The organism is Aureimonas sp. Leaf454 (assembly GCF_001424685.1).
Taxonomy (GTDB): Bacteria; Pseudomonadota; Alphaproteobacteria; order Rhizobiales; family Rhizobiaceae; genus Plantimonas.
In genome coordinates this window covers 213790-228497 of sequence record NZ_LMQT01000001.1, presented here as the reverse complement: position 1 = coordinate 228497, position 14708 = coordinate 213790, and the positions used below count along the sequence as shown (strand labels likewise).

Here is a 14708-nt window from a genome sequence, read left to right as displayed (position 1 = left end):
GCAGGCAGACCCCCCTTTCGACCCACGGAAGAAGAAGGAGAGCGTGGAATGGACGAGATGAAGAGCTGGTATCGATCGAAGACGATCTGGGGCGGCATCGTCGCACTTCTGGCCGCGATGGGAGGCCTCGTCGGACTCGATCTCGACGCGGCCGAGGGGAGCGCGCTGACGCTGGCCCTGACGCAGGCGGCTTCCGCTATCGGAGCGATCGTCGCCATCCTGGGTCGTCTGGAAGCGGTCAAGCCCATCGCTTGAAACGCCTCGGCGCGGCGTTCCGGATCGGGAGCCGCGCCGGTCCATTCATTCGACATTCAGAGGGGATCGGCTAGAACGATGCACGTTGAAGAGTTGGACGCCCGATGATCCCTCGTGCCCATTTCCGCAAGATCCCGATCGTGGCGGTGCTCGTCGGTTCCCTGCTGCTGGGCGCCTCGCTGTCGCCGTCGAAAGCGGACGTCCTGCGGACTGGAGCAAGTCTGACGCTCTCGATCTGGACCGATGCGGCGCTGCCCGAGACCAGGGGGAGCCCCGCCGCCGAGGGAGTGCGCATGGCGGATGCCGACTGTTCGGCCGCCGCGGCCGAGGCGGCGGCGGAAACCGGAGGGGAGGTGCTGTCCGTCTCCAGCCGGGAGGAGGGCGGGCGCACGCTCTGCGTGGTGACCGTGCTCGTGCCGGGCGGCGAGGGAGAGCGTCCGCGCAAGCGGACCATCACCGTGCCGCAATGATCGCGCAAGCGCCACGCCGTCCGGCCGACCGCGGCGGGACGAAGGACGGAGCGGACGGAATTCATGCGACTTCTGATCGTCGAGGACGACCCGAACCTCAACCGGCAGCTGGTCGAGGCCCTGCAGGGCGCGGGTTATGTCGTGGACAAGGCCTTCGACGGCGAAGAGGGGCATTTCCTCGGCGATACCGAGCCCTACGATGCCGTCGTCCTCGATGTCGGACTGCCGTCGATGGACGGAATCAGCGTCCTCGAACGCTGGCGTCGCGACGGACGCACGATGCCCGTCTTGATCCTCACCGCACGGGATCGCTGGAGCGACAAGGTCGCCGGGATCGACGCGGGAGCTGACGATTACGTGACGAAGCCCTTTCACATCGAGGAGATCCTCGCCCGCGTGCGCGCCCTCATTCGGCGTGCCGCCGGCCATGCCTCTTCGGATATCCATTGCGGGCCGTTGCGCCTCGATACCAGAGCGTCCAAGGCGACCGTCGACGGAACGGCGCTGAAGCTCACCTCTCACGAATATCGACTGCTCTCCTACCTGATGCACCATGTCGGCGAGATCGTTTCGCGCACCGAACTGATCGAGCATCTCTACGACCAGGATTTCGACCGGGACTCCAACACGATCGAGGTTTTCGTCGGCCGCCTGCGTCGCAAGATCGGGCTTGACCTGATCGAGACCGTGCGCGGCCTCGGCTACAGGATCCGGGATGAAACTCCGGGCGTTTGACAGTCTCGCCGTCCGCGTCATCGCCTTTTCGAGCCTCTGGGCGATCACCGGGCTCGTCGTCGTCGGCGGGCTGATCTCCACGATCTACGGCCGGACCGCTTCGCGCGGCTTCGAGGAGCTGCTCGTCGCGCAGCTCTACAACATCGTCAATGTCGTCTCCGTCTCGCCCGAGGGGAACCTGTCGGGCTCGCCGGATCTCGGAGATCTCCGTTATTCCCAGCCTCTGTCGGGCTGGTACTGGGAGGTGCTGCCGGCCAGCGACAACACGAAGGGGCGACTGGCCTCGATCTCGCTCGGGCCGGCCGACATCGCATCTCCTTCGACCGCGCTCCTTCCCTTCGATCCGCAATACCGCCGCGATTACGAAGCCAGGGGCCTCGAGGGCGAAGCGCTGAAGGTCGTCGAGACCGAGATCGTGCTCGATCAGGACAATCACATCGCCCGCTTCCGGGTGATGGGGAATGCGAGCCTCGTGCAGGCCGATATCGACCAGTTCGACCAGACGCTGTTCTTCTATCTTTCCTTGTTCGGCCTCGGCTCGATCCTCATCAACGCCGTCGCCATTCTCTACGGCCTGAAGCCCCTGACCAGCGTGCGCCGGTCGCTCGGCGAGGTGCGGAACGGGCGGGCCGAGCGTTTGATGGGCGCTTTCCCCGCGGAGATCCGTCCCCTGACGGTCGAGATGAACGCGCTGATCGACAACAATCGCCGGATCGTCGAACGGGCGCGGACGCAGGTCGGCAATCTCGCGCACTCGCTGAAGACGCCGATCGCGGTCTTGATGAACGAGGCGGAGGCCATGGGTGGGGACAAGGGACGGCTCTTCGCGGACCAGGGCGATCGAATGCGCCATCAGGTGCAGCATTATCTCGACCGGGCGCGGATCGCGGCGCAAAGCGAAGGGATCGTCTTTCGCACGCCCGTCCAGTCCACGCTGGAGCGCCTGGCGCGAGTCCTCGTCAAGCTGAACCCCAAGCTTCGCTTCGAGTTCGCCGGGCTCGACGCGAAACCGCTGGTGTTTGCCGGGGAGCGCCAGGACTACGAGGAGATGGTCGGCAATCTTCTCGAGAATGCGGCGAAGTGGACGCGTGGACGCATCCGTCTTTCCGTCGCGCCGCTCGGCGACGGCACGTTTCGCACGAGCGTCGAAGACGATGGGCCGGGGCTCGACGAGGCAGACGCGGCGGAGGCGGTCAAGCGCGGCCGGCGCCTCGACGAGGAAAAGCCGGGAAGTGGGCTCGGTCTCTCGATCGTGATCGACACGGCCGAGGAATATCGCGGCACGTTCACGCTCTCGCGATCTTCGATCGGCGGATTGTGCGCTGCGCTCGTTCTACCACTGGCTCTCGATCCCGAGACTTCCTAGGATAGAGGCAGCGAGCGCGGGCCAGTCCGCGGGAGTCGGCCCTTGGATGCGGGTGCATCGGCCGGAGTGCCGAGTGGGATCGTGCGATGAGAAGATGCCTGGCGAAGGTTTGCCTGCCGTTCCTGATCCTGCCGATCGCGACCGGTTGTTCGTCGATCGGCCGAGAGACGCTCGGCTTCGGCACGAGCGCGCCGATCTCGGCCGGCGCTGCCGCGCTGGGGGACGGTCTCATCGGTCGTGACAAGGCGCTGAAGCTGTCGTCCGAGGCCCGCATGCGGGCGCTGGATGCGGAATACCAGGCGCTGCAGTTCATGCCGGCGGGGCAGTCGGTCGCCTGGGAGGCCGGCAAGGTTCGGGGGAGCGTGGTGCCGACGCAGCTCTATCGTGTGGGGTCCCAGGATTGCCGCGGCTATTCGCAGACCGTCCTTCGCGACGGCCGGGAGGCGAAGACCTTGGGAACCGCCTGTCGGACCGAGGACGGGTTCTGGCGTCCCGTCGCCTGACGGCGACTTGAGTGGCGGCCGCATGCTGCATTTGCTAGAGGCGCAACTCGACAGAGGCTCGGCGTGGCCGGAAACCTTGGGGCCGGCCGCTTGGAGCCGCTAGACGGGACGACCATGCTGTTCTGGATCATTGCCGGCCTTCTCACCGTCTTCGTCGTCGCCGTCCTGTTGCGTCCGATCCTGAGGGCCCATCCCGTCGAGGCGCTTCCCCGATCGGAGCACGACGCCGAAGTCTATGCGGCGCAGTTGCGCGAACTCGATGCCGATCGACGGCGCGGCACGATCTCCGACGAGGACGCGGCCGTCGCGCGGGCCGAGATCGGGCGCCGTCTTCTGAAAACATCCGCACCGGAAGCCCGGCTCGTACCCTCCCGAGGACGACGCGGCCTCCTGGCATTCTCCGTGTTCTTCGTCGGGCTCGGCGTGCCCGCTGCGACGCTCTACGCCTACACGACGTTCGGCTCCCCGAACCTTGGGGACCTCCCGCTTGCCGCGCGGCTGGCGGTCGATCCGGCGAAGGCCGATCTGCCGACCCTCATCGCGCAGGCCGAGGCCAAGCTGAGGGCTCGCCCCGAGGACGGTGCGGGTTGGGACATGCTGGCGCCGATCTATCTGCGCAGCGGGCGATCCGAGGAGGCGCTGCGGGCCGCCAGCGAGGCGATCCGGCTGCTGGGACCGACGCCGGAGCGCGAGGCGACGCGGGGCGAGGCGCTGGCGCAGGCCGCTTCCGGTGAGGTCACGGACGAGGCGAAGGCGAGTTTCGAGCGCGCCCTCGCCATGAACCCCGACTTTCTTCCTGCGCGCTTCTTCCTCGCTCTCGACCTGTCGCAGGAGGGTCAATTTGCGCAAGCGGGCCGCGCTTGGCGCGATCTCGTGGAGAAGAGCCCGCCCGGTGCGCCCTGGCTCGACATCGCAAATCTCGCCATCGCCGATGCCGACAAGCGGGTGGCTGCGGCTGCGAACCCGCCCCCCGCGCAACCCGGCCCGACAGAGGGGGATGTCGCCGCGGCGGCCGATCTGCCGCAGGCGGATCGGACGGCGATGATCGAAGGCATGGTGTCGCAACTCGCCGAGCGCCTGAAATCCGCCCCCAACGACGTCGAAGGTTGGAAGCGCCTGATGAGATCCTATACGGTGCTGGGCGACGGGGAACGGGCGAGGGAATCCCTCCGGCAGGCCTCCGCCGTGTTTGCCGAAGGAACGTCCGAGCGGCAGGACATCGAGCGATTCGCTTTGGAACTCGGCCTGCAAGCCGGGTCCGAGACGACGGCGCAATGATAGCGTGAACGGCGAGGCGATGATGCGACGAGCGATGACCGGGACGAATCGATGACGCGAAAGCAGAAGCGGCTGACCTCGATCGGGGCCATCCTCGGTGTCCTCGCCTGCGCCGTCGGGCTCGTCCTGTCCGCCATGTCGGACGGGCTCGCCTATTTCAATTCGCCGACCGACCTCGTCGCCCAGGCGCCGGGCTCCTCGCAGCGCATCCGGCTCGGCGGGCTCGTGGAAAAGGGTTCGGTGGATCGTGCCGGCGCGAGCACGGTGCGGTTTCGCGTGACGGACTCGGTCGAGAGCGTGCCGGTCGTCTACGAAGGCATCCTTCCCGATCTCTTCCGCGAGGAACAGGGCATCGTCGCCGAAGGCACGCTCGGTCCGGACCGGGTCTTCGTCGCCGACACCGTGCTCGCCAAGCATGACGAGACCTACATGCCCAAGGAGGTTGTGGACGATCTGAAGAAGCGCGGCCTCTGGGAGGACGGGAAGCCGAAGACGGCATCCGGCGACGATGCGAAGGCGATGCCGGTATCGCTGGGAGCAGGCTCATGATCGTCGAAATCGGGCATTACGCGCTGATCCTCGCGCTCGCGACCGCGATCGTCCAGTCGATCTTGCCGATGGTCGGCTCGCGCCTCGTGGACGCCCGACTGATGGAGACGGGCCGCTCGACGGCGATCGCCGGTTTCGCGCTGCTGGCGCTCGCATTCGGATGCCTGACGACGGCCTACGTCACATCCGACTTCTCGGTCATGAACGTCTTCGCCAATTCGCATTCGGCCAAGCCGATGCTCTTCAAGATCACCGGCGTCTGGGGCAATCACGAGGGCTCGATGCTCCTCTGGGTGCTGATCTTGACCCTGTTCGGCGCGCTCGTCGCTCTGTTCGGCCGCGATCTTCCGCCAAGCCTCAAGGCGAACGTCCTCGGCGTCCAGGGATGGATCACGACGGCCTTCCTCGCCTTCATCCTCCTGACGTCGAACCCGTTCCAGCGGCTGGATCCGGCGCCCTTCGAAGGCCAGGATCTCAACCCGATCCTCCAGGATATCGGCCTCGCGATCCATCCGCCGATGCTCTATCTCGGCTATGTCGGCTTCTCCATCGCCTTCTCCTTTGCCGTCGCCGCCCTCATCGACGGGCGGATCGACGCGACCTGGGCGCGCTGGGTGCGGCCCTGGACGCTGCTGGCGTGGATCTTCCTGACGCTCGGGATCGCGATGGGCTCCTACTGGGCCTATTACGAACTCGGCTGGGGCGGCTGGTGGTTCTGGGATCCGGTCGAGAACGCCTCCTTCATGCCCTGGCTGTCCGGCACGGCGCTCCTGCATTCGGCCGTGGTCATGGAGAAGCGGTCCGCTCTGAAGATCTGGACGGTGCTGCTCGCGATCCTGACCTTCTCGCTGTCGCTGCTCGGCACGTTCCTCGTGCGGTCGGGCGTGCTGACGTCGGTCCATGCCTTCGCGACGGACCCGACGCGCGGCGTCTTCATCCTCGCGATCCTGATCTTTTTCATCGGGGGATCGCTGGCGCTCTTCGCGGTGCGGGCGGGAACGCTCGAGGCCGGCGGCCTCTTCGCACCGATCAGCCGCGAGGGCGCGCTCGTCTTCAACAATCTCTTCCTGACCACGGCCTGCGCGACCGTTCTGACGGGGACGCTCTATCCGTTGGTCCTCGAGGTCCTGACCGGCGAAAAGATCTCCGTCGGCGCACCGTTCTTCGATCTCACCTTCGGGCCGCTGATGGTGCCGCTGCTGATGGCCGTTCCGTTCGGGCCGTTGCTCGCCTGGAAGCGTGGCGATCTCTATGCGGCGGCGCAGAGGCTCTATTTCGCCTTCGGCGTGTCGCTCCTGGCCGTGATCGCCGTGATCGCGGCGACGTCGGGAACGCGCATTCTCGCCGCGCTCGGCTTCGGCCTCGCGGTCTGGCTCATGGCCGGTTCCGTGGTCGATCTGGCGGGGCGGGCCGGTCTGCCCAAGGTTTCGCCGCTTGTCGCCCTGCGAAGACTGATCGGGCTTCCCCGTGCGGCCTTCGGCACGGCGCTCGCCCATGCCGGGCTCGGACTGACGGTTCTCGGCGTCATCTCGACATCCGCGTTCCAGACCGAACTCGTGACCTCGATGCGTCCCGGTGAAATTCGGGATGCCGGCGGCTATCAGGTCCGCTTCGATCGGATGGAGCCGCGGCAGGGCTCCAACTACAACGAGGAGGTCGCGCGCTTCACGCTGCTGCGCGGCGGCGTCGCGGCGGCGTCGATGGAAAGCTCCAAGCGCTTCTATCCCGCGCGCCAGATGCCGACGACCGAAGCCGGCATCCACACGCGGTGGCTCAGCCAGCTCTACATCGCGATCGGCGACACGTCGCCCGACGGCGCCGTCGTCGTTCGTCTCTGGGGCAAGCCTCTGATCACGCTGATCTGGCTGGGCGCCGTGGCGATGGCGGCCGGCGGCATGCTCTCGCTGGCCGACCGCCGCCTGCGCGTCGGCGCGCCCGCGCGTTCGCGGCAGAAGGGGAAGGCGGTTCCGGAGGCGGCACCGGCATGAGGCACCTTCGCGAGATCCTGCTTGTCGCCGGCGGCCTTTTTCTTCTGCCGGTCTCGGGTCCGCTGCCGGTCGATCCGCTGGCGGGCATCGGCATGTCGGCGAACGCTGTTCAGCCGAGCGAGATCCTGCCCGATGCCGAGATGGAACGCCGGGCGCGCGCGATTTCCGCGGGCCTGCGTTGCCTCGTCTGCCAGAACCAGTCGATCGATGATTCCGATGCCGATCTCGCGAAGGATCTGCGCGTTCTCGTGCGCGAACGGCTCGAGTCGGGCGACAGCGACGGAGAGGTGATCGATTACCTCGTCGCGCGCTACGGCGAGTTCGTGCTGCTGAGACCCCGTCTTTCCACGGGGACGCTGATCCTCTGGGGCACGCCGGTCGCGTTGCTGTTGGCCGGCGGTGCCTTCGCGCTCCTGTCTTCGCGCCGTCGGCGGGCCGAACGGCCGACGGTGAGACTGACGCCCGACGAGGAGCGCGCGGTCGAGGCGGCCCTGCGCGAAAAGGGTTTCTGAGGGCAGGAGCCGGAGATCGCAACCTTACCAAGATTTCACCGGCTTGAAGGGGTCCCGTAAGCTCTGCCTTCCTATCTTCCCTCCTGTCGGCGGCGGACGAACCATCCCGCGGCCCCCAGGCTTCAAGCATGTCGCGGCGCCCGTCGGACCACCGGTCCGCCCGGTGTCGCGGACTTCGAGGGAAAGAGGAATTTCATGGCGACTTCCGTTCAATCACCCAAGCGCAACCGTCTCCTCGCTACGGCCCTGGCCGCAGGCGTTGCCGGCTCGGTCATCACCGGCGGCCTGATCAGCAATGTCGTTCCGAGCTTCGCCGAGCCGGTTTCCGTGGCGGCGCCGTCTCAGAATTTCGGCTTTGCCGATGTCGTCGAGAAGGTCTCTCCCGCCGTCGTCTCCGTCCGCGTCAAGGAGAAGATGGCCGAGGTTCAGGCGAGCGGCCTCAACAGCGATGGCGACAATCCCTTCGAGAACCTTCCCGAAGACCATCCGATGCGTCGCTTCTTCGAGTTCGGCAATCCGAATACGCCGCGCGGTGGCCAGAATGCCCCCCGCAACGCCCAGCCGCGCAAGGAGAACCGCCAAGCGATGGCGCAGGGCTCCGGCTTCTTCATCTCCGAGGACGGCTATCTCGTCACCAACAATCACGTCGTCGAGGACGGCGAGAACTTCACCGTCGTCATGGATGACGGCAAGGAATACGAGGCGCGCCTGATCGGCACCGACAAGCGCACCGATCTCGCGGTCCTCAAGGTCGACGCGAAGAACCAGAAGTTCACCTATGTCGATTTTGGCGACGACTCCAAGATCCGCGTCGGCGAGTGGGTGGTGGCGGTCGGCAATCCCTTCGGTCTCGGCGGTTCGGTGACGGCCGGCATCATCTCGGCGCGGGGTCGCGACATCGGCGCGGGGCCCTACGACGACTTCATCCAGATCGACGCCGCCGTGAACCGCGGCAATTCCGGCGGTCCCGCTTTCGATCTCAACGGCAAGGTGATCGGCGTCAACACGGCGATCTTCTCGCCCTCGGGCGGCAATGTCGGCATCGCCTTCGCCATTCCCGCTTCGACGGCGAAGACGGTCGTGCAGTCGCTGCGTGACAAGGGCAATGTCCAGCGCGGTTGGCTGGGCGTGCAGATCGCCCCGGTCACGGACGACATCGCGGAGGCCGTCGGTCTGTCGACCGACCAGGGCGCCATCGTGACGCTGCCGGATTCGGACACGCCGGCGACGAAGGCCGGCATCCAGACCGGCGACGTCATCACGGCGATCAACGGCGAGACGGTCAACGGCCCGCGCGAGCTGGCCCGTAAGGTTGCCGAATATGCCCCGAACACCGCGATCGACGTCACGATCTGGCGCAACAACAAGGCTTCGACCGTCAAGGTGACGCTGGGCGATCTCTCGACCCTCGACGAGTCCGCTTCGGCTGCCGGCGGGCAGGGCGGTGCGCCGGTCGATCCCTCCGCGCTGTCCGGCTACGGCCTGACCCTGACGCCGTCCGACGACGGCCAGGGCGTCGTCGTCACCGACGTCGATCCGTCCTCCTCGGCGGCCGACAAGGGCGTCGCGGCCGGCGACGTCATCGTCTCGGTCAACGGCAAGGAGGTGACCTCCCAGCGCGACGTCGAAAACGCCCTGACGGACGCGTCGAAGTCGGGCCGCAAGGCTGCGCTGTTCCAGCTGCGGACGGGCGAGCAGAACCGCTTCGTGGCGCTGCCCGTCGCGAAGGGCTGATCCGTCCGGCCGCCGCGCGGCCAGGACAGCTCGGACGGCGGCGGATCCCATCGATCCGCCGCCGTCCGTTTTTCCGGGAAGCGGCATGCGAGGAGCTTCAAAGATGATGGCCGAAACCATCCCATCCGCTACATCCGAGGCCATGCGTATCCTCATCATCGAAGACGACCGGGAAGCGGCGGCCTATCTCGTCAAGGCGCTGAAGGAGGCGGGCCACGTCACCGACCAGGCGTCGGATGGCGAGACCGGGTTCCACATGGCGACGACGCGCGACTACGACGTCCTCGTCGTCGATCGCATGTTGCCCGAACGGGACGGGCTCTCCGTGGTCGCGGGCTTGCGGGAGAAGGGAAATGGCGTGCCGGTGCTGATCCTCTCGGCCCTCGGCCAAGTCGACGACCGCGTGACCGGTCTGCGCGCCGGCGGCGACGATTACCTCGCCAAGCCCTACGCCTTTTCCGAACTGCTCGCCCGCATCGAGGTGCTCGGCCGGCGGCGCGGCGGCAAGGATGTCGAGACGCATTACAAGGTTGGCGATCTCGAACTCGATCGTCTGTCCCACGAGGTGAAGCGGGCAGGCAAGCCGATCGTGCTCCAGCCACGCGAGTTCCGCCTGCTCGAATATCTCATGAAGCATGCGGGGCAGGTGGTGACGCGCACGATGCTTCTCGAGAACGTCTGGGACTATCACTTCGACCCGCAGACCAACGTCATCGATGTCCACATTTCGCGGCTGCGCTCCAAGATCGAGCGCGAGTTCAACGCGCCGCTGCTCCACACGGTGCGCGGTTCGGGCTACATCATGCGGGCCGGTGACTGACGCCGGCCTTGTGACCGGTCGGAGCCTCCAGACATGAAGCGACTGCGTGCGCTCCTGCGCATGACCTCCGTGCGTCTGTCGGCCGTCTATCTCGCGTTGTTCGCGATCTTCAGCGTCGTCCTCGTCGTCTACGTCACCGCGACGGCCGCGAGCATCCTGGAGACGCAGAGCCGCGAGACGATTGCCGAGGAGATCGGCGAGCTCGGGCGGATCTATCGCAATGCGGGGATTGTCGGGCTCGTCCGTTCGATCGAGCGCCGTTCGCGGCAGCCAGGCGCATCGCTCTATCTCGTGACGGACCCGACGGGCCGCATCCTTGCGGGGAACGTCGAAAGTCTCGAACCCGGCATTCTCGACGATCCCGGCTTCACGAAAGAGGCGTTCGGCTACGAGCGTTTCAGCGACGACGTGGCGGATCGTTACCATCTCGCACTGGCCGAGATCGTCAGTCTTCCGAATGGCATGCGGGTGCTTGTCGGACGCGATCAGACGGAGCAGGAGCGCTTTCGCCTGATCGTCCGGCGTGCGCTGATCCTGGCTCTGGCGCTGATGAGCGCCGGCGCGCTCTTCGCCTGGCTGCTCGTCGGACGGCGGGCCTTGCAGCGGCTCGACCAGATGTCGGCGTCCAGCGCCCGGATCCTCGCCGGCGATCTCAGCGAACGTCTGCCGGTAACCGGCGCCGAAGACGAATTCGACCGTCTATCCGCCAATCTCAACACGCTTCTCGCCCGCATCTCGCTTCTCCAGGAGGGGCAGCGACAGGTGTCGGACAACATCGCGCATGACCTGAAGACGCCGCTGACGCGCCTTCGCAACCGCGCGGAGGCGGCACTCGCCGATGCATCGCGCGGCGAGGATCCGAGGCCGGCTCTGGAAAGCAACATCGCCGAAGCCGACCAGATGATCCGGACCTTCGATGCGCTCCTGATGATCAGCCGCGTCGATGCCGGGTTTCATCCGGCGGAGAAGACGCAGATCGACGTCGCTGCGGTCGTCGCCGAGGTCTGCGAGCTCTACGAGCCGGTTGCGGAGGACGCGGGTGCACGGATCCTGGTCGAGACGACAGGGCCGGTCGTCGCCACGATCAGCCGCGAACTCATCGGTCAGGCGATCTCGAACCTCATCGACAACGCGCTGAAATATGCCGAGGTCGAAGGCCGCGAGACCTTGATCACGGCGCGCCTCGAGTTGCTCGGCGATCGCTATCGCCTGTCCATCGCCGACAACGGTCCGGGGATACCCGAGGCCAAGCATGCACGCGTGTTGGAACGGTTCTATCGGCTGGACGAAAGCCGCTCCAAACCCGGATCCGGCCTCGGCCTCTCCCTTGTCGAAGCGGTCGCGCGACTGCATGGCGGACGATTGATCCTGGAGGACGCGTCGCCGGGTCTTCGCGTCGTGCTAGATCTCCCGCTGGACGGAAGAAGCGGGGAGGCTTCGGGTGGCGATGCAAGACGAGCCGAGGGAAGCGGTTGAAGCGCGAGGTTCGCATGACGGTGGGCTCGGCCTCGGGGGCACGGCGGATCTCGTCGCGCTCGACGCGGCCAAGGCCGAGGATCGTCTCGGGGATCTCCTGAGGCGTGCCCGCGATGCCGAAGCCGATCGACTGGCGGCCTTCCTTTCGGGCTCTCATCCCGATCGTCTGAGGCTCGGGGCCGTCCTTGATCTCTCCACGCATCTGCGCGATCTCGCCATGGCCCATCCCGAATGGCTGGAGACGCTGTTCCACGCGGATGCTGGCCGTCGCATCGCCGACGTCGTCGACGGTCTCTCCGCTTTTCCGAGGGAAGGACAAGGCGAAGGCGCGCTGATGGCGCATCTGCGTTTGGCCAAGTACGAGGTCTCGCTGCTCCTTGCGCTTCGCGACCTCTTCGGCGCGGCGTCGCCCGACGAAACGACGCGCGATCTCTCCCGGCTCGCCGAAGCCTCGGTGAAGGCCGCACTCCGCTTCGGATTGCTGGACCTCGAAGCGCGCGGAAAGATTCGGCTTCCCGATCGCCAGGATCCCGAAGCGGGATGCGGGCTCTTCGTGCTCGGCATGGGCAAGCTCGGCGGCCGCGAGCTGAACTATTCCAGCGACATCGATCTCATCGTCTTCTTCGATCCCGACTGTCCCGCCCTCGTGGATCCGGAGGAGGGTGTCGAGACCTATTCCCGCCTCGTGAAGCGGCTCGTTCGGATCGTCGGCGAGCGGACGGGCGAGGGCTACGTCTTTCGCACGGATCTGCGGCTCCGCCCCGATCCCGGCGCGATGCCGCTGGCGATCCCCGTGCCGGCCGCGATCACCTACTACGAAGCGAGCGGTCGCAACTGGGAACGCGCCGCGATGATCAAGGCGCGCTGCATCGCGGGCGACGAGGCGGCGGCCGCGGCTTTCCTCGACGAGATGACGCCCTTCGTCTGGCGCAAGTATCTCGATTTCGCCGCCATCGCCGAGATTCAGGCGATGAAGGACCGGATCGACCGGCATCGCGGCTTCGAGGGCATCGCGGTCGCCGGCCACAACGTGAAGCTCGGGCCGGGCGGCATCCGCGAGGTCGAGTTCTTCGCGCAGACGCAGCAGCTGATCGCCGGCGGACGCAATCCTGCGCTTCGACTCCGGCGGACGGACGAGACGCTGGCGGCTTTGGCGTCCGGGGGCTGGATCTCGCCGGAGACGGCCGAGGAACTGACGGAAGCCTACTGGTTTCTGCGCCGGGTCGAGCACGCGATCCAGATGGTGGCCGACGAGCAGAGCCACACGCTGCCCGCGGACGATGCGGGACTGCTGCGCATCGCCCGGCTGGTCGGCATTCCGGCACTCGCCGACTTCAACCATTCGCTGGGCGCCCGGCTCGCCTTGGTGGAGCGTCGCTTCTCCGGCCTCTTCGCCGGACGAAGCGGCGACGGCGCGGACGACGAAAGCCGCTTCGGCAGCCTTTTGAGGGACGGGGACGATCCGAAGGCGGAGGACATGCTGGCGGAGCTCGGCTTCGCGCGGCCGGCCGACATCCTGCGCATCCTGCGCGCCTGGGGCGCCGGCCGGCATCGCGCGACCCGGGCCGAGGCGACGCGCACCCATCTCGTGCGCGTTCTGCCCGCGCTCCTCGGCGCTCTCGCTCGGGGCCGCGATCCCGATGCGGCTGCGGCGGCCTTCGACACGTTTCTGGCGCGCCTCCCCTCCGGCCTGCAGTTCTTCGCGCTGATTGCCTCCAATCCGAAGATCCTCGACCTTCTCGCTTTGATCATCACGGCTGCGCCGCGTCTCGCCGAAACCCTGTCCCGTCGGCCGCACGTGTTCGACGCCCTGCTCGACCCTGCCTTCTTCGCCGAGGCTCTCGACCGGAAGCTCCTCAAAACCCGCCTCGATGCGTTTCTCGGCGATGCGACCGACTACGAGGACCTGCTGATCCGGCTGCGCATCTTCGCCTCCGAGCAGCAGTTCCTCGTCGGCGCCCGGCTCCTGTCCGGCGCGATCGAAGGCGAGGTCGCGGGCGCCGCCTTCACGGCCATCGCGGATCTCGTGATCGCGGCTGCGCTCCGCTCGGTCGAGGACGAGTTCGCGGCGCGGCACGGCCGCGTTGCAGGCGGCCGACTGGCGCTTCTCGGCATGGGCCGTCTCGGCAGCGGCGAACTGACCGCAGGCTCCGACGTCGATCTCCTTCTCCTCTACGACCATGCCGAGGAGGCCGAAGCGTCCGATGGAGAGCGACCGCTCGCGCCCTCGCTCTACTACGCCCGTCTGACCCAGAGGCTGATCGCGGCGTTGACGGCCCCGATGGGCGAGGGCGTTCTCTACGAGGTCGATTTCCGGCTTCGACCGTCCGGCAACAAGGGCCCGCTCGCAACCCATATCGACGCGTTCCGCACCTATCAGGCGCGCGAGGCCCGCACCTGGGAGCGAATGGCCTTGACGCGCTCTCGCCCGATCGCCGGCGACGAGACCTTGGCGCGGGAGGCGCGGGAGGCCATCCGGGAAACCATCCGGTCCCGGCAGGGGGATGCGGCGGGCATCGCGCGGGACGTCGCCGCGATGCGCCGGCGCATCGCGGAGGAGAAGCCCGGTCGCGGTCCGCTCGACGTGAAGCTGCGCGCCGGCGGACTGGTCGATCTCGAATTCGTCGCCCAGTGGGCGGTCCTCGCCGGCCTCGTCCCGCTGGACGCGATCGGCCGCTCGACGGCGGAGATCCTGGAGGAGGTCGTCGAAGCCGGCGTCTTACCGAATGGTAAGCCTGCCGTCAGCCTGCATTCATCGCTCATCGCCTACACACGGGTTCTCCAGTTGATGCGTCTCGGCCCTTCCGGGGTTCACGAGACGCAGCAACTTCCCCGTGGCCTCGGCGAGCGGATCGCGGCGGCGATCGGTGCCGGAGCGGGCGGGGATCTCGACCGGGAGGTCGACGACATCGCGGCCCTCGTCGCCCCCGCGTTCGAGGCGCTGTTGCCACACGCGCCGTCGGAGGCGACTCCGACGGTTTGAAGCATCGCCCGGCGATGCGCCCACCAACGGCATTGCATC

Annotated in this window: 13 protein-coding genes; all 13 read left to right on the top strand. The window is 67.2% G+C overall.

The genetic code is table 11. The annotated features are described in order from the left end of the window. The first annotated feature begins 48 nt into the window (after positions 1-48). The 13 genes from ASG43_RS01020 to ASG43_RS00960 all read left to right on the top strand — a co-directional run bounded on the left by ASG43_RS01020 (position 49) and on the right by ASG43_RS00960 (position 14669). Complete coding sequence (locus ASG43_RS01020) at positions 49-255, top strand: hypothetical protein (RefSeq protein ID WP_056499300.1); 207 nt, start codon at positions 49-51, stop codon at positions 253-255. Positions 256-359: 104 nt separating this feature from the next. Beyond that, positions 360-725, top strand: coding sequence for a hypothetical protein (locus ASG43_RS23685; RefSeq protein ID WP_056499298.1), 366 nt, complete (start codon positions 360-362; stop codon positions 723-725). A 63-nt stretch (positions 726-788) separates the two neighbouring features. Next, positions 789-1460: a response regulator transcription factor gene (locus tag ASG43_RS01010; protein WP_056499295.1), complete on the top strand. Its 672-nt coding sequence runs from the start codon at positions 789-791 to the stop codon at positions 1458-1460. Then, on the top strand, positions 1441-2826 hold the full coding sequence (locus ASG43_RS01005) for a HAMP domain-containing sensor histidine kinase (RefSeq protein WP_056499292.1): 1386 nt from the start codon (positions 1441-1443) through the stop codon (positions 2824-2826). Before ASG43_RS01010 ends, ASG43_RS01005 begins: the two co-directional genes overlap by 20 nt. Positions 2827-2912: 86 nt before the next feature. Then, entirely contained in the window at positions 2913-3329 is a 417-nt protein-coding gene (locus tag ASG43_RS01000; RefSeq protein ID WP_056499290.1) for a hypothetical protein, read from the top strand. 114 nt (positions 3330-3443) lie between these two features. Continuing rightward, positions 3444-4607: a c-type cytochrome biogenesis protein CcmI gene (ccmI, locus tag ASG43_RS00995; protein ID WP_056499287.1), complete on the top strand. Its 1164-nt coding sequence runs from the start codon at positions 3444-3446 to the stop codon at positions 4605-4607. A 51-nt stretch (positions 4608-4658) separates the two neighbouring features. Then, on the top strand, positions 4659-5156 hold the full coding sequence (gene ccmE, locus ASG43_RS00990; RefSeq protein ID WP_056499285.1) for a cytochrome c maturation protein CcmE: 498 nt from the start codon (positions 4659-4661) through the stop codon (positions 5154-5156). Then, on the top strand, positions 5153-7144 hold the full coding sequence (locus ASG43_RS00985) for a heme lyase CcmF/NrfE family subunit (RefSeq protein ID WP_056499282.1): 1992 nt from the start codon (positions 5153-5155) through the stop codon (positions 7142-7144). The genes ccmE and ASG43_RS00985 overlap by 4 nt, the downstream gene beginning before the upstream one ends. A gap of 92 nt (positions 7145-7236) precedes the next feature. Beyond that, a complete protein-coding gene (locus tag ASG43_RS00980) occupies positions 7237-7656 on the top strand; it encodes a cytochrome c-type biogenesis protein (RefSeq protein ID WP_056500883.1) in 420 nt (139 codons plus the stop codon). Between the two features lie 195 nt (positions 7657-7851). After that, complete coding sequence (locus tag ASG43_RS00975) at positions 7852-9390, top strand: Do family serine endopeptidase (protein WP_056499281.1); 1539 nt, start codon at positions 7852-7854, stop codon at positions 9388-9390. A 142-nt stretch (positions 9391-9532) separates the two neighbouring features. Further along, positions 9533-10210 carry a response regulator transcription factor gene (locus tag ASG43_RS00970; RefSeq protein ID WP_056499278.1) on the top strand — a complete coding sequence of 226 codons (678 nt, stop codon included), beginning with the start codon at positions 9533-9535 and terminating at the stop codon, positions 10208-10210. A 33-nt stretch (positions 10211-10243) separates the two neighbouring features. Beyond that, on the top strand, positions 10244-11686 hold the full coding sequence (locus ASG43_RS00965; RefSeq protein WP_056499275.1) for an ATP-binding protein: 1443 nt from the start codon (positions 10244-10246) through the stop codon (positions 11684-11686). Then, positions 11658-14669, top strand: a complete 3012-nt coding sequence (locus ASG43_RS00960; RefSeq protein WP_056499271.1) for a bifunctional [glutamine synthetase] adenylyltransferase/[glutamine synthetase]-adenylyl-L-tyrosine phosphorylase — start codon at positions 11658-11660, stop codon at positions 14667-14669. The genes ASG43_RS00965 and ASG43_RS00960 overlap by 29 nt, the downstream gene beginning before the upstream one ends. Positions 14670-14708: the final 39 nt, after the last annotated feature.